At 70.6% G+C, this 20,645-nt stretch carries 17 protein-coding genes and 1 other RNA gene; 5 read left to right on the plus strand and 13 right to left on the minus strand.

What is annotated here, in order from left to right; translation table 11 throughout:
• Nucleotide 1 precedes the first annotated feature (1 nt).
• Nucleotides 2-1,867, minus strand: coding sequence for a sigma-54 interaction domain-containing protein (locus A3862_RS08900; protein ID WP_111474323.1), 1,866 nt, complete (start codon nt 1,865-1,867; stop codon nt 2-4).
• Nucleotides 1,868-2,203: 336 nt separating this feature from the next.
• Between A3862_RS08900 and cynS the strand changes: the two genes are divergently transcribed.
• Nucleotides 2,204-2,692 (plus strand): cyanase, encoded by a 489-nt coding sequence (gene cynS / locus A3862_RS08905; RefSeq protein WP_051044981.1) that lies wholly within the window; start codon nt 2,204-2,206, stop codon nt 2,690-2,692.
• Nucleotides 2,693-3,196: 504 nt separating this feature from the next.
• Complete coding sequence (locus A3862_RS08910; protein WP_043354893.1) at nt 3,197-3,469, plus strand: hypothetical protein; 273 nt, start codon at nt 3,197-3,199, stop codon at nt 3,467-3,469.
• A gap of 235 nt (nt 3,470-3,704) precedes the next feature.
• Here the strand turns inward: A3862_RS08910 and A3862_RS08915 are convergent, their stop codons facing one another.
• From A3862_RS08915 to A3862_RS08935, 5 genes are all read right to left on the minus strand, one after another.
• Nucleotides 3,705-6,977, minus strand: a complete 3,273-nt coding sequence (locus tag A3862_RS08915) for an efflux RND transporter permease subunit (protein WP_111473526.1) — start codon at nt 6,975-6,977, stop codon at nt 3,705-3,707.
• A 341-nt stretch (nt 6,978-7,318) separates the two neighbouring features.
• Nucleotides 7,319-7,753, minus strand: coding sequence for a tellurite resistance TerB family protein (locus tag A3862_RS08920; RefSeq protein ID WP_043354888.1), 435 nt, complete (start codon nt 7,751-7,753; stop codon nt 7,319-7,321).
• Between the two features lie 93 nt (nt 7,754-7,846).
• Nucleotides 7,847-8,047: a DUF3606 domain-containing protein gene (locus A3862_RS08925; protein ID WP_043354886.1), complete on the minus strand. Its 201-nt coding sequence runs from the start codon at nt 8,045-8,047 to the stop codon at nt 7,847-7,849.
• A gap of 76 nt (nt 8,048-8,123) precedes the next feature.
• Nucleotides 8,124-8,345 (minus strand): YbdD/YjiX family protein, encoded by a 222-nt coding sequence (locus A3862_RS08930; RefSeq protein ID WP_043354884.1) that lies wholly within the window; start codon nt 8,343-8,345, stop codon nt 8,124-8,126.
• A gap of 11 nt (nt 8,346-8,356) precedes the next feature.
• Nucleotides 8,357-10,417, minus strand: a complete 2,061-nt coding sequence (locus A3862_RS08935) for a carbon starvation CstA family protein (protein ID WP_111473527.1) — start codon at nt 10,415-10,417, stop codon at nt 8,357-8,359.
• A 288-nt stretch (nt 10,418-10,705) separates the two neighbouring features.
• Between A3862_RS08935 and A3862_RS08940 the strand changes: the two genes are divergently transcribed.
• Nucleotides 10,706-11,575 (plus strand): NAD(P)-dependent oxidoreductase, encoded by an 870-nt coding sequence (locus tag A3862_RS08940; RefSeq protein WP_043354879.1) that lies wholly within the window; start codon nt 10,706-10,708, stop codon nt 11,573-11,575.
• A 195-nt stretch (nt 11,576-11,770) separates the two neighbouring features.
• Here A3862_RS08940 and miaA read toward each other — a convergent pair whose 3' ends face one another.
• Nucleotides 11,771-12,691 carry a tRNA (adenosine(37)-N6)-dimethylallyltransferase MiaA gene (gene miaA, locus A3862_RS08945; protein ID WP_043354877.1) on the minus strand — a complete coding sequence of 307 codons (921 nt, stop codon included), beginning with the start codon at nt 12,689-12,691 and terminating at the stop codon, nt 11,771-11,773.
• 14 nt (nt 12,692-12,705) lie between these two features.
• Between miaA and serB the strand changes: the two genes are divergently transcribed.
• The gene (gene serB / locus A3862_RS08950; RefSeq protein WP_043759760.1) at nt 12,706-13,599 is read left to right on the plus strand and encodes a phosphoserine phosphatase SerB; all 894 of its coding nucleotides are present in this window, start codon (nt 12,706-12,708) and stop codon (nt 13,597-13,599) included.
• 298 nt (nt 13,600-13,897) lie between these two features.
• Here serB and A3862_RS08955 read toward each other — a convergent pair whose 3' ends face one another.
• The 6 genes from A3862_RS08955 to A3862_RS08980 all read right to left on the minus strand — a co-directional run bounded on the left by A3862_RS08955 (nt 13,898) and on the right by A3862_RS08980 (nt 20,126).
• Entirely contained in the window at nt 13,898-15,439 is a 1,542-nt protein-coding gene (locus A3862_RS08955) for a DegQ family serine endoprotease (protein WP_043354872.1), read from the minus strand.
• A 116-nt stretch (nt 15,440-15,555) separates the two neighbouring features.
• The gene (gene hflC, locus A3862_RS08960; protein WP_043379318.1) at nt 15,556-16,533 is read right to left on the minus strand and encodes a protease modulator HflC; all 978 of its coding nucleotides are present in this window, start codon (nt 16,531-16,533) and stop codon (nt 15,556-15,558) included.
• Entirely contained in the window at nt 16,530-17,714 is a 1,185-nt protein-coding gene (gene hflK / locus A3862_RS08965; protein ID WP_043348254.1) for an FtsH protease activity modulator HflK, read from the minus strand. The genes hflC and hflK overlap by 4 nt, the downstream gene beginning before the upstream one ends.
• Before the next feature lie 284 nt (nt 17,715-17,998).
• Complete coding sequence (locus A3862_RS08970; protein ID WP_043348252.1) at nt 17,999-18,490, minus strand: dihydrofolate reductase; 492 nt, start codon at nt 18,488-18,490, stop codon at nt 17,999-18,001.
• Nucleotides 18,487-19,281, minus strand: a complete 795-nt coding sequence (locus A3862_RS08975) for a thymidylate synthase (protein WP_043348249.1) — start codon at nt 19,279-19,281, stop codon at nt 18,487-18,489. The genes A3862_RS08970 and A3862_RS08975 overlap by 4 nt, the downstream gene beginning before the upstream one ends.
• Nucleotides 19,282-19,358: 77 nt before the next feature.
• Nucleotides 19,359-20,126, minus strand: coding sequence for a CPBP family intramembrane glutamic endopeptidase (locus tag A3862_RS08980; RefSeq protein ID WP_236952750.1), 768 nt, complete (start codon nt 20,124-20,126; stop codon nt 19,359-19,361).
• A 78-nt stretch (nt 20,127-20,204) separates the two neighbouring features.
• Between A3862_RS08980 and ssrA the strand changes: the two genes are divergently transcribed.
• Nucleotides 20,205-20,586, plus strand: a transfer-messenger RNA (tmRNA) gene (ssrA, locus tag A3862_RS08985).
• Nucleotides 20,587-20,645 lie beyond the last annotated feature (59 nt).

The following is a 20,645-nucleotide window of genomic DNA, read 5'->3' on the forward strand; positions in this document are numbered from 1 at the left end:
ATCAGCCGCGCGGGATCCCGTGGGCCTTGATCCGCGAGGCGAGCGTCGTCGGGCGCAGGCCGAGCAGCTCGGCCGCGCCGCCCGGCCCGGAGACCCGGCCGCCCGCCAGGGACAGGGCGGCGACGATCTCGGCGCGATCCCGGGCGCGGCGCTCGGCCTCCGTGGCCGGCCGGCCGCCGTGCGCCGCGGCCGGTGCGGCCGGGTCCGTGGGCCCGGTCGCCTCGCCGTCGGGCAGATCGAGGCGGAGCCGGCCCCCGGCGGAGAGGATCACCGCCCGCTCGATCACGTTCTCCAGCTCGCGGACGTTGCCGGGCCAGGGATAGCGGCAGAGGCGGCGGACATCGCCCTCCGAGAGCCGCGGCTCCGGGACGGTGAGGCGGCGCGCGGCGACCCGGAGCAGGTGCAGGGCGATCGGCGGGATGTCCTCGGGCCGCTCGCGCAGGGGCCGCGCCTGGATCGGGAAGACGTTGAGGCGGAAGTAGAGATCCTCCCGGAAGCGGCCCGCCCGGACCTCGGCGCGCAGGTCCCGATTGGTGGCCGCGACCACGCGCACGTCCACCGCGCGGGTGCGGGCCTCGCCGACCCGCTCGAAGGAGCGCTCCTGCAGGACGCGGAGCAGCTTGCCCTGGAGGTCGAGGGGGATCTCGCCGACCTCGTCGAGGAACAGCGTGCCGCCATCGGCGAGTTCGAACCGCCCGATCCGGTCGCGCAGCGCCCCGGTGAAGCTACCCCTGACATGGCCGAAGAACTCGCTCTCGAACAGCTCGCGGGGGATCGCCGCGCAGTTCACCCGGATCATCGGGCGCGCGCTGCGGCGGCTCGCCTCGTGGATCGCCCGGGCGATGAGTTCCTTGCCGGTGCCGGATTCGCCGGTGATCAGCACCGTGGCGTCGGTTCCGGCCACGAGGTCGACTTGGCGCAGCGTGGCCGCGATGGCGGGGGAGCGGCCGATGATGCCCTGGTGCTGGCGCTCGGCCCGGATTTCCTCCTTGAGATAGGCGTTCTCCAACTCGAGGCGCTCCCGAAGGGAGTCGACCTCGGCGAGCGCGCTCGTCAGCCGGGCCTCGGCCTCCCGGCGCTGGCTGATGTCGCGGAACACGATGACGGCGCCGAGCAGGCGCCCCCGGTCGCGGATCGGCGTCGAGGTGTACTCGACCGGGAAGGACGTCCCGTCGGCGCGCCAGAAGACCTCGTGATCGACCTGATGCACGATCCCGTCGCGGAACGCCGCGTAGATCGGGCAGTCGCGATGGGGGTAGTGGCTGCCGTCGGCGCGGGTGTGGTGCACGGCGGCATGCATGTCCCGGCCGACGAGGTCGGCGGCCTCGCAGCCGAGCATGCGCGCGGCGGCCGGATTGACGAAGGTGGTCACGCCCTCCGCGTTGACACCGTAGATCCCCTCCCCGGCCGCGCGCAGGATCAGCTGGTTGCCCCGCTCGATGTCGCGGAAGATCCGCTCCATCCGCTGCCACTCGGAGAGGCCCGCGCGCATATGGGCCTCGGCCTCGCCGTCGACCTGACGGCGGTGGAGGGCGTCCGGATCCGCGAGCGCCACGACGAGGCGCATCTGTTCGCCCGGAAGCGGGAAGGCCACGGTCTCGACCCGCAGGTCGCGGCCCGCCGCGTCGCGGGGCGCCAGGGTCCGCGTCCACCAATGCCCTTTCGCCAGGACGGCCTGGGTGAACGCCGTGAGGGCCGCGAGCTGGCCCGGAAACAGCGCGCTGGCCCGGGCCCGCCGCAGCGCCGGACGCCCGTGACCGAGCAGACGCGCCGCCGCCGCGTTGGCGTCGGCGATCCGGTCCTCCTCGGGCAGGAGCACCAGCAGGGGATCCGGGCTCGCCTCGAAGACTGCTCCGAACGCGCCCATCTCGCCGGTGTCACGATATGTCGTCATGGTCTGACGATATCTCGTTTCCAACGAGATGTCGTGATTCTCGCACTGGCCGGCCAACCTCCTGCCGGCGCTGGCGATTCCGGAATTTCCGCGGCTGGCATACCGCTTGCGCCGTGGAGGGGGTCCGCCCGTCGGCCGGCGCCGCTCCCGATAGCGGCCAGGCCGATGATCGGCGGATGTCCGCGTCCGGTCGCGACCGTATCCCCTCACCGGTCGCGATCCGGACGCGCACCCCGCATCGGGGTGGGTGGGGCCGCGGACGACGCGGCCTCACCGAACCCATCGCAGATTGAAACCCAGGAGCCGACCATGAAGCGCGAGGACCTCACCGAGAAGCTTCTCGACATCAAGCGCGAGAAGGGCTGGACCTGGAAGCACATCCACGAGGCGATCGGCGGCCTGTCGCCGTTCCTGATCACCGCCGCGTGCCTCGGCCAGATGAAGCTGCCGAAGGCCCAGGCCAAGCGGGCGGCCGAACTCTTCGGCCTCACCGAGGCGGAGGAGCGGATGCTCAACGAGCCGCCCTACCGCGGCTCGATCCCGTCGCTGCCGCCCACCGACCCGCTGATCTACCGGTTCTACGAGCTGGTGATGGTCTACGGCACGACCTTCAAGGAGCTGATCCAGGAGGAGTTCGGCGACGGCATCATGTCGGCGATCGACTTCAACATGGACATGGCCCGCGAGGCCAACAACAAGGGCGACCGGGTGAAGCTCACCATGTCGGGCAAGTTCCTGCCGTACAAGTATTACGGCAACGACGACGACACGCCGGAATACGGCTTCAAGGAGGGCTGAGGACATTCGTGCGGTCCGCACGGCGCAGCGGTGTCCGGGCGTGGCGGTTCCGAACCGACGCCCGCCGCTCCTCTCCCCCTGCGGACCACCGGATCCACACCGCTCGGTCTGACACCCCGTTCCGACAGGGCAGCGCGCATCCCCTCCCCCTGCCGGGAGGGGTCACGGGTGGGGCGGTGCAGAAGGCACCGCACCGCCTGATCCTGCGCCCCCACCTCCAACTCCACCCCGCAAGGGGGCGGAGCGCGGCTCCGGCAAGCGATGGCGTGGATCTCGTCGCCCCGGAGGCCGCAGGGCGCGCGCGGCGTCCGTCAGGGCCTGAACCTGATCGATCCCGTCAATCCGCCGGACGCCTCCGATCCGCGACGATCCCGACTGCGCTGTCGCGCCCTGGCGTGCGCCGCATTCCGTTCGGATTGTCTCCGTCGATCAAGCAGCGCACGAAAAATCCGCAAGACTGCGAGGGTCGGTCCTGACGGCAACGACCAAGCGAGGGAGAGGGCGATGTCGCATCTGAAGTTGGCGGGGTTTTCCGTCGCCGCAGCCCTCGCGCTCGGCCTGGGAAGCGGTGCGATGGCAGCGCCCTTCGGCACATCTCGGCCTGCGGTCGAGGCGGCCGGCGTCGCAGACGGGTTGATCCTCAAGGCGCAGACCCTCGGCATGGAGCGTCGGCACGATCGCAGGATGGATCGACACGAGCGACGCATGGACCGGCAGGTCAACCGGCAGGACCGGAGGATGGACCGGCACGAGCGACGGATGGAGCGGCGCTACTGATCGGATAGGCACCGCACGACGCCACCACGCCGGCCCGAGGCTGTTCCTGCCGTAGACGTATCACGGCAACGCCGACGACACGCCGGAATGCGGGTTCAAGGAGGGGTGAGCCGTTTCCCCTCCTCCTTATGGGGTGGGGCTCGGGAAGGTGCAGGATCGAGCGTCCCGGCGCCGCCTGCACCCCCACCTCCAAGGCCTCCCCACGCGAGGGAGGCGAGAGCCGCGCGTCCGGCGCTCAGGCCGCCGCCGGTCGCCCCTCCGGCTCCAGGTAATCCTGCACCGGCCGGGCCGGACCGCCGCGCATCAGCACGTAGAGGAACGGCACCAGCAGCAGGGTCGCGGGCGTCGCGAAGGCGATGCCGCCCATGACGGCGCGGGCCAGCGCCGCGTTCTGCTCGCCGCCCTCGCCGGTGCCCAGCGCCATCGGGATCAGGCCCAAAAACATCGCCGAGGCGGTCATCAGCACCGGCCGGAGCCGGGTCTCGCCCGCGGTGATCGCCGCCTCCAGGGCGCTGCAGCCCGTCGCCTCCCGGTGCTCCTTGGCGAAGGTGACGAGCAGGATCGAGTTCGCCGAGGCGATGCCCACCGACATGATCGCCCCGAAGATCGACGGGATCGAGAAGGTCGTGCCGGTGACGAACAGCGCGAAGGTGATGCCGCAGAACGCCATCGGCAGGGCCGCGATCACCACGAACGGGTCGCCCCAGCTCTGATAGTTCACCGCCATCAAGAGGTAGACGGCGATCAGCGCGATGCCGAGGCCGATCTCCAGGCGGAAGAAGGCCGAGCGCATGTTCTCGATCTGGCCGCGCACCACGATCTTGTCCGGCGCCTCCAGGTTTTTCTGCTCGTCCTGGACGATGGCGTCGATCGCGCGGGCCACCGTGCCGAGGTCCCGGTCCTGCACCGAGGCGAAGATGTCGAAGGTCGGCTGGATGTTGACGTGGCTGATCATGGTCTGCGTCGGCGTCCGACGGATGTCGGCGAGGCTCGAGAGCAGGGTGAGCACGCCGGGGCCCGAGCCGGAGGTGGCGGCCGCCCGCACGAATATCGGCGTGTTGCGCAGGTCGGTGAGTGAGCTGTTGCGGTATTCGGGCGTCTGCACCCAGAGCTGGTAGGGGATGCCGGTCTTCGGGTCGGGCCAGAAGTTCGGCGTGACCTGGTAGCTGCCCGACAGCGAGATGTTCATGTTCTGCGCCACCTGCTGCTCGGTGAGGCCGAGTTCGGAGGCGAGGCGCCGGTCGACGTCGACGTAGAATTGCGGCGCGTTGACGATCTGTTGCAGGTGGACGTCGACGAGGCCCTTCGTGTGCTTCAGCCGCTGGACGATGCGCTGGGCGACCTCCAGATCCTTCTCCTTGTGCCGGCCTGAGACCTGCACGTCGATCGGCGTGAGGACGCCGAAATTCAGGATCTGGGTGATCATGTCGGCGGGCTGGAAATAGACGGTCACGTCGGGGAAGCGATTCATCAGCACGTCGCGCAGGCGCTTCATGTAGCCGGCCACCGGGCCGTGCCCCTCCTTCAGGCTGATGAGCATCTGCCCGTCATTGTAGGAGACGAACGAGCCGTCCGAGAACGCGAAGTTGTAGTTGTTCGACGGCAGGCCGAGATTCTGCAGGATCTGATCGATCTCATCCGCCGGGATCACCTCGCGGACGGTACCCTCGACCTCGGCGAAGACCTGCCGGGCGGTCTCGATGCGCATGCCGGTGCGGGTGCGCAGATGCAGGGTCATCTGGCTCGCCTCGATCTGCGGGAAGTAATCCTGGCCCACGAAGGCGAACAGCACGCCGGTCAGCCCGAGCACGCCGCCGACGACGCCGACGGTGACGATCCGGTGGCGCAGCACCGCGTGGAGCAGGCCGACATAGCCCCGGTGGAACCGCGCGAAGCCGCGCTCGAAGTGGCCATGGATCCAGCCGGCGAGCCGCATCACGGGGGCGCCGACGAGACCGGCGGCCCGGGCGATCCGGCCCCGGCGGGGGGCCTCGTGCTCCGCCCGGTCCTTGGCGTGCTTCTGCCGGTATTCCGGCGCCACGATCACGTCGATCAGCAGCGGCACCAGGGTGCGCGAGAGCAGGTAGGAGGTCAGCATCGCGAACACGACCGCGAGCGCCTGCGGGGTGAACAGGTATTTCGGCGTGTCGGTCAGCGCGAACACCGCCGTGAAGGCCGCGCAGATCGCGAGCGTCGAGATCAGCGCCGGCTTGGCGATGCCGGCGGCGCCGTGGACCACGCTCTCGCGGAACTCCTCGCCCTCTTCGAACAGCCGGTAGGTGTTCTCGATCGCCACCGTGGCGTCGTCCACCAGGATGCCCACCGCCAGGGCGAGGCCGCCCAGCGTCATCACGTTGATGGTCTCGCCGAGCGCCGCCAGCACCGCGAGCGAGGTCATCACGCAGAGCGGGATCGAGATCAGCACGATGATGGTCGAGCGCCAGGAGCCGAGGAACAGCAGGATCGCCAGCCCCGTCAGGGCCGCGGCGGTCAGCGCCTCGTGCAGCACGCCCTCGATGGCGTTCGACACGAAGACCGACTGGTCGAACAGCGGCTTGATCGACAGGCCGTCGGGGGCGGCGGCGCGGATCGTCGGCATCGCCGCCTTGACGTTGTTGACGACGTTCAGCGTCGAGGCGTTGCCGTTCTTGATGATCTGCATCAGCACGGCCTGCTGGCCGTCGGCGCTGACCACGTTGACCTGCGGCGGGCCGCCGTCGCGGACATAGGCGACGTCGCGCATCAGCACGGGCTGGCCGGCCACAACCTTGATCGGCGCGAGGTTCAGGGTCTCGATCGAGGGCGGGGTGCCGTTGAGCTGGACCGGGTATTGCTGCTCGCCAATCTTGGCGAGGCCGGACGGCACCGTCAGGTTCTGGGCCGTCATGGCGTTGGTGACGTCGAGCGGCGTCAGGCCGAGCGCCTGGAGGGCATTGAGGTCGAGATCGACCATGATCTGCCGGGGCGCACCGCCGAACGGCGACGGCAGGGTCGAGCCCGGGACCTGCGCGAGGGTCTGGCGGATCCGGTACTGGGCGTAGTCGTAGACCTCGTTGAGGCTCTGCTTGGCCGAGGTCAGGGCGAGCTGGATCACCGGCACCGAGGAGGCGGAGTAGCGCACGATCACCGGCGGCTGCGTGCCGGTGGGCATCACGGCGCGGATCGAGTTGGTGGAGGAGACCACCTGAGCGATGGCGAGATCCAGGCTGACGGACGGGTCGAAGTAGATCCGCTGAACCGCCGTGCCCTGGAGCGTCGTCGACTCCATCCGTCGGATGCTGTTGACGTTATTGGAGATCCCGTATTCGGCGTAGGTCGTGATGCGCTGTTCCATCTCCGGCGCCGACAAGCCGGTATAGGTCCAGACCACCACGACGACCGGGATGTCGACGACCGGCAGCACGTCCTTGGGCGTGACAAGGATCGCGCCGACGCCGCCGAGCATCATCAGCACGGCGAGCACGTAGGTCGTGATCCGGAACTTGAGGGCGTAGAGGACGAGGCCCATGCGGTCTCCGCCGGCCGGCCGCGGGCCGGCAATTCCGCGCTGTGTACCGGCTCACCGGCTAGACCCGGATTGTTTCGCGATCACGTCCGGTCAAGCAAGGGCCGGACCGCATCGCCGCAGGGTTGCGGTCGCCCCCCCCTCTCATGCCCCGCATCCCGCTGCGCCGTCATCCTGCGGTGCCCGCGTCGCGGGACTCGAAGGCGGGCGCCAGGGATCGCGGCGCCGACTGGCGGTCTGCTTCGAGGCCTCCGCGGCGCTCCGGCCCTTCAGGATGAGGGGGCGGGTTGGCGAGACATCTCGGCGCAGCGTCCCCGCGCCTGCCGGGCGCTGCGCCCTCTGGATCACCGCAGCAGCGCGGACTTGTCGACCTGCAGCGCGGCGGCGATCTCGTCGAGCGCCTTGTGCTCGACCGCGCTGATCCCGTCGATATCGGCCACGTCGGCGCCGATCAGGAACACGTCCTGGCGCTGCTCGATCGGCCGTTCCGCGATGGCGCCGACGTGGCGCAGGTTCTCAATGCGCCCGGCCCGGGTCTTGGCTCGGGCGATCGCCTCATAGAGCTCCTGCTCGACGCGCAGCGTGTCGTACGACTTCTCGAGGATCGGGTTGGCGCGAATGCCGGTGATGGCCGACTCGATCTCCTCCTCGCCCACGTCCCCATCCGCCACGATGACGTTGGCGGCGGACGAAACCGCAGCCTGCAGGAAGACCGCGTCGCCCGCATACGACATGATCGTGCGGCCAAACCGAAGGATGGCGTCCTGGAAAATGCTCATGCCGACCTCCCGTCGGGCCTGAGATGGCGGATATTGTGGCCGCCGAGTCAAGATGCGGCCGAGCTTAAGCCCGGGATCGTGGAGGACGAGCGCTCAGGTGGCGGGCTCGTGGCCCGGCCAGTCCCGCCCGAGATGGGCCGCCACGCGGGCCGGATCGTCGCCGACCGCCGCCACGGCGGCCTCGACCTGCTCCACCGGAACCATGAACCGGCGCGCCCAGTAGGCCCGCTCCCAGGCATGGGCGATGTTGACGGCCCGGGGCTCGATCGGGGCCTGCACGCTCTCGTCGGTCATCGGTGCTCCGCGTCTCGCGAGGGCGGGGCGGCCCTCCGGCCTGGAGAACGCCGGCCGGGCCGCATCGGGTCCGCGCTCAGCAGCAGCGGAAGCCCGCGGTGTTGCCGACGCCGAAGCGGGCGTTCTCCCGGTTGCGGAAGAACTCCACCTCGGTCATCGGCGCCTGGTCCGGATGGGTGCGGCGGACATGCTCGGCATAGGCCGCGTAGTCCCCCTGCCCCACCATCAGACGGGCGCCGTCGCAGACGCATTTGGACAGCGTCCGGAGGCGATCCCGCAGGTTCGACGGCTGCCGCATGGCCCTCCCCCCTACTCCGCCGGGACCATGTGGGGCTCGGTCTCCAGGGCAGTCCAGCGATCCGCGCGCCACGCCTTCAGGCAGGCGGCGATGCCGAAGCCCGCGATGGCGACGACGAGGCCGATGAACAGGGCCGCCAGCACCGCGTCGATCCGGTCGTTGAGGATGATCTGGCTCATCTGGTCGGCGTTCTTGGCCGGGGCCAGGATCTTGCCCTCCGCGGCGGCGGCCGCGTAGCGCTGGGCGTGCGCCAGGAAGCCGATCTTCGGATCGGCGGAGAAGATCTTCTGCCAGCCGGCCGTGAGGGTGCAGATGCACAGCCACGCGGTCGGGATGATGGTCACGAACGCGTAGCGCTCGCGCTTCATCTTGAAGATCACCACCGTGCAGAGCGTCAGCGCCACCGCGGCCAGCATCTGGTTCGAGATGCCGAAGAGCGGCCACAGGGTGTTGATGCCGCCGAGCGGGTCGGTCACCCCCTGGTAGAGGAAGTAGCCCCAGGCCCCCACCGAGATGGCGGTGGCCGCGATGCTCGGCCCCCACGACGTGGTGTTCTTGAACGACGGCACCGCCAGCGCGACCAGATCCTGCACCATGAACCGGCAGGCGCGGGTGCCCGCGTCCACGGCCGTGAGGATGAACAGCGCCTCGAACAGGATCGCGAAATGGTACCAGAAGGCCATCATCGCCTTGCCGCCGATGGCCGACGAGATGATGTGGGCCATGCCCACCGCGAGCGTCGGGGCGCCGCCGGCGCGGGAGATGATCGTGTGCTCGCCGACATCGGCGGCGGTCTGGGTGATCACCTCCGGGGTGGTGGCGAAGCCGAGCTTGGTCACCGCGGCGGCGGCGGTCTCGGGCGTGGTGCCGAGCAGGGCGGCGGGCGAGTTCATGGTGAAGTAGACGCCGGGGTCGATCACGCAGGCCGAGACCAGCGCCATGATCGCCACGAAGGACTCCATCAGCATGCCGCCGTAGCCGATGAAGCGGGCATCGGCCTCGCTGGCGATCAGCTTCGGGGTGGTGCCCGACGAGATCAGGGCGTGGAAGCCCGAGACCGCGCCGCACGCGATGGTGATGAACAGGAACGGGAACAGGCTGCCCGCCCAGACCGGACCGGTGCCGTCGACGAACTTGGTGACCGCCGGCATCTGCATGTGCGGCGCCACGACGGCGATGCCGAGGGCGAGGCCCACGATGGTGCCGATCTTGAGGAAGGTCGACAGGTAGTCGCGCGGGGCGAGGAGCAGCCAGACCGGCAGGATTGAGGCGACGAAGCCGTAGCCGATCAGCATCCAGCAGAGCTGCGGGCCCGTGAAGGTGAAGGCCGGTCCCCAGACCGGGCTCGCCGCCACCGAGCCGCCGGCCACGATCGCCAGCATCAGCAGGACGAAGCCCAGGATCGAGACCTCGCCGATCTTGCCGGGCCGGATATAGCGGGAATAGACGCCCATCAGCATGGCGATCGGGATCGTCGACATCACCGTGAAGGTGCCCCAGGGGCTCTCGGCGAGCGCCTTGACCACGATGAGGGCCAGCACGGCCAGCAGGATCACCATGATCAGGAAGGTGCCGAACAGCGCGATGATGCCGGGAATCGTCCCGAGCTCGGCCCGGATCAGCTCGCCGAGCGACCGGCCGTCCCGGCGCATCGACACGAACAGGACCATGAAGTCCTGCACGGCGCCGGCGAGGACCACGCCGGCCAGGATCCAGAGCATGCCGGGCAGGTAGCCCATCTGGGCGGCGAGCACCGGGCCGACCAGCGGGCCCGCGCCCGCGATCGCCGCGAAGTGGTGGCCGAACAGGACGCCGCGGTTGGTGGGGACGTAATCGAGACCGTCATTGTGCCGCACGGCCGGCGTCATGCGCTTCGGGTCGAGGCGCATCACCTTGTCGGCGATGAACTGGGAATAGTAGCGGTAGGCGATCAGGTAGACGCAGACCGCCGCGACCACGACCCAGAGGGCGTTGATGGTCTCGCCCCGCTGGCTCGCCACGATCGCCAGCGCCGTGGCGCCGAGGGCGCCCACGAGGGCCCATGGCCCATGCCTGCCGAGCGCCGTACCCATGTCCCACTCCCTGACCGACCGCCTCGCGCACGGGGCCACGCGCGGGGGCTCCGGCTGGGACTTCGTGGTCCCGGGCTACACGGGCGGGTTATCCTATTCGTCCGCCGTTGACGCAAGCGATCCGAGCTGTGATGCAGCGTCGGCGGCGGCACGACGCCCAATGTGTCACATCGGGTCTCCGGCACGGCCCCGACCCCCTTCACGGCCAGGCTGCCGAGCTCCGTCGCCGCCCGCCGTCGGAGAAGGAAGGGCGCCGGCGCGGTCCGGGCCTGCGAGGAGCGGACAACCATGGCGAAGGTCGCATTCCTGGGTCTCGGCGTGATGGGCGGGCCGATGGCCGGCCACCTCGCCAAGAAGGGTGGCCACGACGTCACCGTCTACAACCGCACCACGCCGAAGGCGGAAGCCTGGGTGAAGACCTATGGCGGTGCCTTCGCCCCCACGCCCCGACAGGCCGCCGAGGGCGCCGAGATCGTCTTCGCCTGCGTGGGCAACGACGACGACCTGCGCAGCGTCGTGCTGGGCGACGACGGGGCGCTCGCCGGCATGACGCCGGGCGCGGTCTTCGTGGACCACACCACCGCCTCCGCCGAGGTGGCCCGGGAACTGGCCGCGGCCGCGGAGGCCAAGGGGCTCGGCTTCATCGACGCGCCGGTCTCCGGCGGCCAGGCCGGCGCCGAGAACGGCGTGCTGACCGTGATGTGCGGCGGCGACGCGGCGACCTACGCCAAGGTCGAGGGCGCGATCGGGTCCTTCGCCCGGGCCTGCCGGCTGATGGGCCCGGCGGGCGCCGGCCAGCTCACCAAGATGGTCAACCAGATCTGCATCGCCGGCCTCGTCCAGGGCCTCTCCGAGGGCGTCCACTTCGCCAAGCGCGCCGGCCTCGACGTGGAAGCGGTGCTCGACGTGATCTCCAAGGGCGCCGCCGGCTCCTGGCAGATGGAGAACCGCGGCAAGACCATGAACGCGGGCAAGTTCGACTTCGGCTTCGCGGTCGACTGGATGCGCAAGGATCTCGGCATCCTGCTGGACGAGGCCCGCCGCAACGGCGCCAAGCTGCCGGTCTCGGCGCTGGTGGACCAGTTCTACGCCGAGGTTCAGGCCATGGGCGGCAACCGCTGGGACACGTCGAGCCTCGTGGCCCGGCTGGAGCGCTGAGGGCGGCAGCTCCCCTCGCGGTCCGGAGGGGTCGGAAACGGCCCCGTGTACCCCCTCCCTCGCCCCGTCGCGGGAGAGGGGGTGTCGGGCGAGGACAGCATCCGCACAGAACAGGATTCTGCTCCGCGTGCAGGCCCTGCCTTCTCCGGAAGCCGGGCTCCCTCACCCGCACGGGGAGGGAGCCCGCGGGAAGCCTCACAGCGCCGCCGCGGCCTCCTCCGGATCCATCCAGCGCCAGTCCTCCCCCATCTGGTGGCGGAACCACGTGAACTGGCGCTTGGCGTAGGCCCGGGTATCCGCCTGTCCCCGGACGATCGCCTCCTCGAGTCCGATCGCCCCCTCGAGATACGCGATCAGGCCCGGCACGCCGTGGGCGCGCATCACCGGCAGCAGCGGGTCGAGGTTTCGCCTGTGCAGGCGGGCGACCTCGTCCAGCGCCCCTTCGGCGATCATGGTCCGGAAGCGGGCGTCGATGCGGGCGCGCAACACGGCGCGGTCGGGGGCCAGGAAGATTTTTTCGAGGGCCCACCCGGCGAGCGGCCCGGGTATCGGATCGCCGTAGAAGCTCGCGATCGGCCGGCCGGTGGCGAGAAAAATCTCCAGGGCCCGCATCACCCGCATCCGGTCGCTCGGGCGCAGGCGGGCGGCGCCCTCGGGATCGTGGCGGGCGAGGTCGGCGTGCAGCGCCTCGGTGGGACGGCCCTCGGCCTCCGCCCGCACCTGCGCGCGCACGGCCTCGGGCACCGGCGGCAGCTCCGAAAACCCCTGCTCCAGCGCCCGGAAGTACAGGCCCGTGCCGCCGACGAAGACCGGCCTTTGCCCGTCGAGCGTCGTCAGCAGCGCCGCCACATCCCGTGAAAAATGCCCCACGGAATAGTTCACGGCGCCGTCGACATGCCCGTAGAGCCGGTGGGGCACCCGTGCCTCCTCGTCCGGGTCGGGCCGGGCGGTGAGGCGCCGCAGGTCGCCGTAGACCTGCATGGAATCGGTGTTGATCACCACGCCGCCGTGACGCTCCGCCAGCCGGGCGGCCAGCGCCGACTTGCCCGACGCGGTGGGCCCTGCGATGAGGATCGCCGCCGGGCGCCCCCCGGCTTCCTCCCGGTCTGGCGGCAAGGTGAAACTCCACGATGCTGGTCGCGGTCCTGATAGCAAACCCGGATCGGCCGTCCATCACCGATGCGGTGCTGGCCGAGGCCCGCGCGGTGCTGCGGACGGAGCACCAGCCCCGGATCCTGCACGGCGCGGTGGCGGCCGAGCTGCTCGTTTCGGGCGAGCCCGCCGCCGCGGCGTCCCTCACCGACGCGCTGCGGACGGCCCTCGCCGGTGAACCCATCGACCTCGCCGTGCTCCCCGCCGACGCGCACCGGCGCAAGCGCCTGTTCCTGGCCGACATGGATTCCACCATGATCGAGCAGGAATGCATCGACGAGCTCGCCGGAACGCTCGGCCTCAAGGATCATGTCGCGACGATCACCGAGCGGGCGATGCGCGGGGAGATCGCCTTCGAGCCGGCGCTGCGCGAGCGCGTGGCGCTCCTGAAGGACATCCCGGTCGGTGCGGTCGACGGGCTGATCGCCGAGCACCTGACCCTGACCCCGGGCGGCCGCACCCTGGTGCGGACGATGCGGGCGCACGGCGCCCACACCTGTCTCGTCTCGGGCGGCTTCACCCTGTTCACCGGCCCGATCGCGGCGATGATCGGCTTCGATGAGCACCGGTCCAACCTGTTGGGCGTGGCGGACGGACGGCTCACCGGCTTCGTGGAGGATCCGATCGTCGGGAAGGCCGAGAAGCGCGCGGCGCTGATCGAACTCCGTGAGGCGCTGTCCCTCGGCCCTGCGGAGACGCTGGCGGTGGGCGACGGGGCCAACGATCTCGACATGCTGACCGAGGCCGGCCTCGGCGTGGCGTTCCGCGCGAAGCCCGCGGTCGCCGCCGCGGCGCGGGTCCGGGTCGAGCACGGCGACCTCACCGCGCTCCTGTACCTGCAGGGCTATGCGGCGGCGGAGTTCGTGGGGTGAGCCCTCACTGAAGGGTGCGGGTCGGGGCGCGGACCGCGCCCGGAACGGCCGGGGCCTGAACGCCGATCGCACCGACCCGCCGGCGCACCGGCTCGACCTTCGCGCAGGCGACGGCGCCCATCGCGGCCGCGATGTCAGAGCGTGTCGATACGCGGAGCTTCTCGATCTCCGGTTGGTTCGCGAACCGCTGCGCCTCGCGGCACCGGCGTGCCGCGCCGCGGCACCACGGGTGTCCTGAACGCAGGAAGGCCGCCGCTCCTCGCGAAGCGACGGCCTTCGATCTCGCGTGGGACAGCGCTCAGTCCAGCCCGACGGCCACGAAACGGACGTCGCCTGTGGCGCTCGCCACCAGCAGCAGCACCGACTTGCGCCCATCCTTCTTCAGGGCGTCGATCCGCTTGGTCACCTCCGCCGGGGTGCTCACCGCCTCCTGGCCGACCTCGACGATCACCTCGCCGGGCTGGATCCGCTTGTCGGCCGCCGTCGAGTTCGGGTCGACCCGGGTGACGACCACGCCCTTCACGGTGTCCTTGATGGAGAACTTCTTGCGCAGCTCGTCGGTCATGCCGGAGAGGTTGAGGCCCAGCGCCTGCCGGGTGGCGCTCTCGGGCTCCGGCTGGCGCAGGTTGGCGAGCTGCGGCTTGTCGCTGTCCTCCAGGCGGCCGAGGGTGACGGGCTTCGTCACCTCCTCGCCCTTGCGGACCACGACCACGTCGACCTTCTGACCCACGGGGGTCGAGGCCACGATCCGCGGCAGGTCGCCGGAGGCCTTCACCGGCGCACCGTTGAACTTCAGGATCACGTCGCCGACCTCGATCCCGGCGGTCTTGGCCGGACCCTTCTCGTCGACGCCGGCCACCAGGGCGCCCCGCGCCCCGCCCTTGAGGTTGAGCGCCTCGGCGGTGGTGTCGTCGACGTTCTGGATGCGGACGCCGAGCCAGCCGCGGCGGACCTCGCCGAAATCGCGGAGCTGATCGATCACGGGCTTGGCCGTACCCGACGGGACCGCGAAGCCGATGCCCACCGAGCCGCCGGTCGGCGACAGGATCGCCGTGTTGATGCCGATCACCTCGCCGTCCATGTTGAACAGCGGACCGCCGGAATTGCCCTTGTTGATGGCCGCGTCGGTCTGAATGTAGTTGTCGTAGGGTCCGGACTCGATGTTACGGCCCCGGGCCGAGACGATGCCGGCCGAGACCGAGCCGCCGAGCCCGAACGGATTGCCGATGGCGATGACCCAGTCGCCCGGGCGCATCTTGTCCGAATCGCCGAACGGCACCGCCTTCAGCGGGTGATCGGCCGGGGGCTTCACCCGCAGGACCGCGAGATCGATCTTCGAATCCTTGCCGACGATCTCGGCCTTGAGCTTGGTGCCGTCGTGCAGGATGACCTGGATGTCGTTGGCGTCGCCAATGACGTGGTTGTTCGTCACCACGAGGCCGGCGGCGTCGATGATGAAGCCGGAGCCCAGGGAATTGGACTTGCGCTGCGCGCGCGGCGCCTCGCCGTCACCACCGCCGCCGCCGCCTCGGCCGCCGCGCCGGTTGAAGAACTCCTCGAACAGGTCCTCGAACGGGGTGCCCGGGGGGACCTGCGGCATGGCGCGGCCGCCGCGGGCCTCCACGGTGGTGGAGGCGGAGATGTTGACCACCGCGTCGGTGACCTGCTCGGCGAGATCCGCGAGCGAGGCCGGCCCCTTGGCGAGGGCGGGAACCGGCAGGGCGGCCGCGGCTACGGAGGCGCCGATCAGGATCGAGGCCATCAGCGCGCGGGCGCGGGAACGGGGCTGCGCGGTGGCGCGGCCGAAGGGCGCCACGGGGGCGCTCGCGACGGGGTGCATGGTCGACCTCTTCAAGAACGCGTTTCCGGCGCCGCGGGCCTCGACCGACGATCGGGGGCCCGCGGGTTTTCCTGCAAGGTAGTCTCCGGACGCCGGGGCGCCAACTCGCATCCCGATCAGCGTGCCGTCCCGGCCGCGGACCCGGTGGTGGACCCGGTGGCGGCGCTCGGATCGGCCGGTCCGCGCGGCCCGCGGGCCGCCGGGGCCGGGGGCCGGCCCTGCGGGTCGCTGAAGTACCGGAAGAAGTCCGAAGTCGGGCTGATCACCAGACGGGTGTCGGATCCCTTCAGCCCGCTCTCGTAGGCCTGCATCGAGCGGTAGAAGCTGAAGAAGTCCGCATCCTTGCCGAACGCCTCGGCGAGGATGCGGTTCTTGTCCGCGTCACCCTGTCCGCGCAGCTGCTCGGAGGTCTGCGTCGCGTCGGCGAGGATCACCGTGACCTCGCGGTCGGCCTTGGCGCGGATCGTGGCGGCGATCTGGTCGCCGTTGGCGCGGATGTCGGCGGCCTCGCGCTCGCGCTCGGTCTTCATCCGGCGGTAGACGGCGGCCGAATTCTGCGCGGGCAGATCGACGCGGGTCATGCGCAGGTCGACGATCTCGATGCCCAGTGCCTTGGCCTGCCGGTTCACGTCCTCCTGGATCTGGTGCATCAGCTGGCCGCGGTCGGTCTTCACGATGGCGTCGCGGGTCGAGCGGGCGAGCACGTTGCGCAGGCCGGAATTGGTGAAGCTCGCGAGCCGCTGGTTGGCGAGCCCGATATTGCCCACCGCCTGGTAGAAGCGGAGCGGGTCGAGGATCCGGTAGCGGGCGAAGGCGTCCACCTCCAGGTTCTGCCGGTCGGCGGTGAGCACCGTCTGCACCGGCAGGTCGAGGTCGAGCACGCGCTTGTCGAACAGGACCACGTTCTCCATGAACGGGATCTTGAAGTACAGGCCGGGCTTCTCCTCGCCGGTGGCGTTGAGGACGGCGCGGACGCGGCCGAACTGCAGGACCAGGGCCTGCTGCATCTGGCCGACGGTGAAGATCGACGCGTAGAGGCCGATCGCGACGATCGCCGCGATCGCGATCAGGCCGGTGCGGAGAGCCTGCTTCATCGGGCGGCTCCCGTCTGGGTCTGGGCGCGGGCGCCGAACTCGGAGAGCGGCAGCACCGGCAGCACGCCGGCGGCGGTCGCCGCCCCGGGCTGCGTCCCGTTCTGGTCGATGATCACCTTGTTCACGGACCCCAGTACCTTTTCCATCGTCTCCAGGAAGATCCGCTCGCGGCTGATCGCCGGGGCGGCCTTGTAGGAGGCGTAGACCTCGCTGAAGCGGGCCGCCTGGCCGGTGGCGTCGGCGGTCGCCTTGGTCCGGTAGGCCTCGGCCTGCTGGACGATCTGGGACGCCTTGCCGCGGGCCTGCGGCACTTCGCGGCTCGCGTAGGTCTTGGCCTCGTTCTGCGCCGTGTCGGCGTCCTGCTGGGCCGCGTTCACGTCGATGAAGGCGGGGCGCACCTCCGGCGGCGGATTGACCGAGACGAGCTGCACCACCTCGATGCGCACGCCGGCGCCGTACTCGTCGAGCGCCTTCTGGACCATCTCCTTCACCTCCTGGGCGATGCTCGACTGCTCGTTGGTGAGGATCGCCTGGATGTTGCGGCGGCCGATCACCTCGCGCATCGCGCTCTCGGAGATCGCCTTGATGGTGCCCTCCGGGTTCTGGAGGTTGAACACGAAGTCGGAGGCCTTCAGCGGGTTGACCCGCCACTGCACCTCGAAATCGAGATCGACGATGTTCTCGTCGCCGGTGAGCATCAGGCTCTCGTCCGGCACGTCGCGGGTGCGGCCCTGGCCGTTCGGACCGGCGCGGAAACCGATCTGGATCGAGTTCTGGGAGCCGACATCCGGCTTCACCACCCCGCCGATCGGATAGGGGAAGTTGTAGCGCAGGCCCTCGCCCTTGGTGCCGACATAGCGGCCGAAGATCGTCTCGATGCCGACCTGACGGGGGTAGACGGTGTAGAAGCCGGTGGCGAGCCAGATCGCGACGGCGAGCACGGCGATCACCGCCGCGCTGCGGCCGCCGCCGACGCCCTGCGCGCCGCCGCCCCCGTAGCCGCCCGAGCCGCCACCGCCGCCCGGGATCAGACCGCGCAGGCGGTCCTGCCCGCGCCGGAGCAGGTCCTCAAGATTCGGCGGCGTCTTGCCGCCGCCGCCGCCACCACCCCAGGGACCGCCGCCGTTGCCGCCGGGCCGGCCCCACGGGCCCCCGCCGCCGCTCTGATTGCTCCAAGGCATCCTAGACGTCGTCTCCTGCCTGTCCGCGCCCGGCCCATACCCCGGCCGGCGCCCCCTGCCTGAACGGCCACGCTCGCCCGCCTAGTCCCGGCCATCCGGATCGATCGCGAGGCGACCGCATCCGGCCTCAAGCCTTAAGAGCCTGCACGCACGCATCTTCCCGCAGGATGCGCAGGCCCGGCGTGAGCACGCGCACCCGACAGGCACCTGCGGGCGCGCGCCCCGTGCTGTCAAGGCTGGCAGGTGGGCATGCGCGGCATGGAACGCAATTGCGGCGGCGCGCCTCAGCGGACGCGCTCCCAATCGACGAACGCGAAGGCGTGCTCGTCCCGGGGTCCCGCCGGATGCGCCTCGCGGAACGTCTCCCGGAAGCGACCGCGGTCGAAGGCCGGGAAGCGCACGTCGCCCTCGGGCTCGGCCTCGACCTCGGTGAGATGGAGCCGGTCGGCCTGCGGGAGCGCGAGCGCATAGATCTCGGCCCCGCCCACCACCATCAGCTCCGCCCCGGCGGCGGCCGCCAGCGCGGAGGGCCAGTCATGGACGGTCTCGACCCCCTCGGCGCGGAAGCCGGCATCCCGGGTGAGCACCAGGGTGCGACGCCCCGGCAGGGGCCTGCCGATCGAATCCCAGGTCCGCCGGCCCATCAGCATCGGCTTGCCCATGGTCAGGGCCTTGAAGCGCTTCAGGTCGCTGGAGAGATGCCAGGCGAGGCCGTTGTCGCGGCCGATCACGCCGTTGCGGGCGACCGCGGCGACCAGGGAGACGATCGGGCTCATACCGCCACCGGGGCCGCGATGGCCGGGTGCGGCTCGTAGCCCGCAATGGCGATGTCCTCGTACCGGAAGGCGAAGAGGTCGCGGACCTCCGGGTTGAGCCGCAGCTGCGGCAGCGGGCGCGGGGTCCGGCCCAGCAGGGTCCGGGTCTGCTCCAGGTGATTCCGGTAGAGATGCGCGTCGCCGAAGGTGTGGACGAAGTCGCCGACCCCGAGGCCGGTCACCTGGGCGATCATGTGGGTCAGCAGGGCGTAGCTCGCGATGTTGAAGGGCACGCCGAGGAAGGCGTCCGCCGAGCGCTGGTAGAGCTGGCAGGAGAGCCGCCCCTCGCTCACGTAGAACTGGAACAGGCAGTGGCAGGGGGCGAGCGCCATCCGGTCGAGGTCGGCCGGGTTCCAGGCCGAGACGATCAGGCGGCGGGAATCGGGGTTGCGCCGGATCTCGTCGAGCACCCAGGCGATCTGGTCGACGGTGCCGCCGCCGGGCTTCTCCCAGGAGCGCCACTGCTTGCCGTAGACCGGCCCGAGATCGCCGTGCGCGTCGGCCCACTCGTCCCAGATCGTCACGCCGTTGGCTTGGAGCGCGGCCACGTTGGTATCGCCCGTCAGGAACCAGAGCAGCTCGTGGATGATCGAGCGGAGGTGCAGCCGCTTCGTGGTGACCAGCGGGAAGCCGGCCGACAGGTCGAAGCGCATCTGGTGGCCGAACACCGAGAGCGTGCCGGTGCCGGTGCGGTCGTCCTTGGCCACGCCCTCGTCGAGGATGCGCCGGAGCAGGTCCTGATAAGCGTCCATCGGTCATTCCTGCGCGCCGACGCGACGGCGGGCAAGCGCGCCGCCGACATCTGTCCACCGCCGTCACCAGCTGGCGGTCAGGCCGGCCAGAGCAGGTAGGTTACGAGGGCGAGGTTCGACCAGCCGTGCAGGGCGATCCCGGGCCAGAGCCGGCCGGTCCGCCAGCGCAGCCAGCCGAGCGCCAGGGCGAGCGGCAGCAGGGAGACCGGCCGGGCGAGCCCCCAGGAGGAGATGTGGGCGGCGGCGAAGATGACCGCCGTGACCAGGATCGCCCCCGCCGGCCCCAGCACCGCCCGGGCACGGGCGAAGGCCTCGCCGCGCAGCAGCAGCTCCTCGGCCACGGGCGCCAGGATCGCCAGATAGGCGAGCCACGCCGCCACCGCGGCCTGGCTCATGAACGGGGACAGCCGCACGTGCTGGCCGAAGCTGGCACCGAACAGTTCCGCGGTGCCGGTGACCCAGGCGATGTGCAGAACCGGCCAGACGAGGAGGAGCCCCAGCAGGGCGACGGGCCGCATCCCGTTCGGGCGCTCGCGGTCGAGGGCGAGGCGGCGGCGCCAGCCGGTCCGGTCGCGCCACCAGGCCGCACCCACCACCAGAACGGCGAGGAACACCTGACGCAGGACGTCCGTGGCGAAGGCACGGTGGGTCAGCTCCACCGCACCGAGGAACGGGCGCCGCTCCGGCGGCAGGAACGGATCGATCCCGCTCCACAGATCGAACCCGACGCGCACGACCGCCAGCGCGAGCAGGCTCGCGGCGCCGAGATAGAAGACGACGAGCGCGACCAGCCCGCCGAGATGCCAGGCCGCCGACCAGATGCCGGGACGAGGGGCGTCGGCCACCGCGCCGGAAGACGACTGCGCGCTTCCGGCAACAGCCTCACCCGGAGGCTCCAAATGAGACGGCGGCGCGACACGATCGGGCTTCAAAACCGGACCGATCCCCTCTATATCTTGGGAGCCGGTCGCGAGGCCGGCTATGGCGATAAACGTTCTTCGCAATAAACCTATCGGACCCGGGGGCGGTACCCGGCGCCTCCACCCGAGCCCAGGACATGCTGCCGCAAGGCGCGTGATCTTAGCCTGGGCTTTGGCGGGGGCGAAATAGGATCGACGAGGGCGTAAAGGTTGGACTTTCGCTCGGCATGGTTCCGCCGTTATCGGGCCTTTGCAATAGTTGCCAACGACAACTTTGCTCCGGTGGCGGTGGCCGCGTAAGCGGTCCCCAATACCGACCTAAAGTCCTAGCGGGTAGCACCGCATAGGCGGGGTTCGGAGGCACCTGGCAACAGAAGCCTCCACTTCCAATCCTCGGTCCAGCCATCCGCGGCGGGGCGCCGGGCAGACCGGGCGAGAGCGCAA

It is taken from the genome of Methylobacterium sp. XJLW (assembly GCF_003254375.1).
In the GTDB taxonomy this organism is placed as follows: Bacteria; Pseudomonadota; Alphaproteobacteria; order Rhizobiales; family Beijerinckiaceae; genus Methylobacterium; species Methylobacterium fujisawaense.

What these genes read in the sequence shown, in the direction of transcription:
- A3862_RS08900 (WP_111474323.1), bottom strand. Translation starts at nt 1,867, where the DNA reads ATGGGCGCGTTCGGAGCAGTCTTCGAGGCGAGCCCGGATCCCCTGCTG.
- cynS (WP_051044981.1), top strand. Translation starts at nt 2,204, where the DNA reads ATGAAGCGCGAGGACCTCACCGAGAAGCTTCTCGACATCAAGCGCGAG.
- A3862_RS08910 (WP_043354893.1), top strand. Translation starts at nt 3,197, where the DNA reads ATGTCGCATCTGAAGTTGGCGGGGTTTTCCGTCGCCGCAGCCCTCGCG.
- A3862_RS08915 (WP_111473526.1), bottom strand. Translation starts at nt 6,977, where the DNA reads ATGGGCCTCGTCCTCTACGCCCTCAAGTTCCGGATCACGACCTACGTG.
- A3862_RS08920 (WP_043354888.1), bottom strand. Translation starts at nt 7,753, where the DNA reads ATGAGCATTTTCCAGGACGCCATCCTTCGGTTTGGCCGCACGATCATG.
- A3862_RS08925 (WP_043354886.1), bottom strand. Translation starts at nt 8,047, where the DNA reads ATGACCGACGAGAGCGTGCAGGCCCCGATCGAGCCCCGGGCCGTCAAC.
- A3862_RS08930 (WP_043354884.1), bottom strand. Translation starts at nt 8,345, where the DNA reads ATGCGGCAGCCGTCGAACCTGCGGGATCGCCTCCGGACGCTGTCCAAA.
- A3862_RS08935 (WP_111473527.1), bottom strand. Translation starts at nt 10,417, where the DNA reads ATGGGTACGGCGCTCGGCAGGCATGGGCCATGGGCCCTCGTGGGCGCC.
- A3862_RS08940 (WP_043354879.1), top strand. Translation starts at nt 10,706, where the DNA reads ATGGCGAAGGTCGCATTCCTGGGTCTCGGCGTGATGGGCGGGCCGATG.
- serB (WP_043759760.1), top strand. Translation starts at nt 12,706, where the DNA reads ATGCTGGTCGCGGTCCTGATAGCAAACCCGGATCGGCCGTCCATCACC.
- A3862_RS08955 (WP_043354872.1), bottom strand. Translation starts at nt 15,439, where the DNA reads ATGCACCCCGTCGCGAGCGCCCCCGTGGCGCCCTTCGGCCGCGCCACC.
- hflC (WP_043379318.1), bottom strand. Translation starts at nt 16,533, where the DNA reads ATGAAGCAGGCTCTCCGCACCGGCCTGATCGCGATCGCGGCGATCGTC.
- hflK (WP_043348254.1), bottom strand. Translation starts at nt 17,714, where the DNA reads ATGCCTTGGAGCAATCAGAGCGGCGGCGGGGGCCCGTGGGGCCGGCCC.
- A3862_RS08970 (WP_043348252.1), bottom strand. Translation starts at nt 18,490, where the DNA reads ATGAGCCCGATCGTCTCCCTGGTCGCCGCGGTCGCCCGCAACGGCGTG.
- A3862_RS08975 (WP_043348249.1), bottom strand. Translation starts at nt 19,281, where the DNA reads ATGGACGCTTATCAGGACCTGCTCCGGCGCATCCTCGACGAGGGCGTG.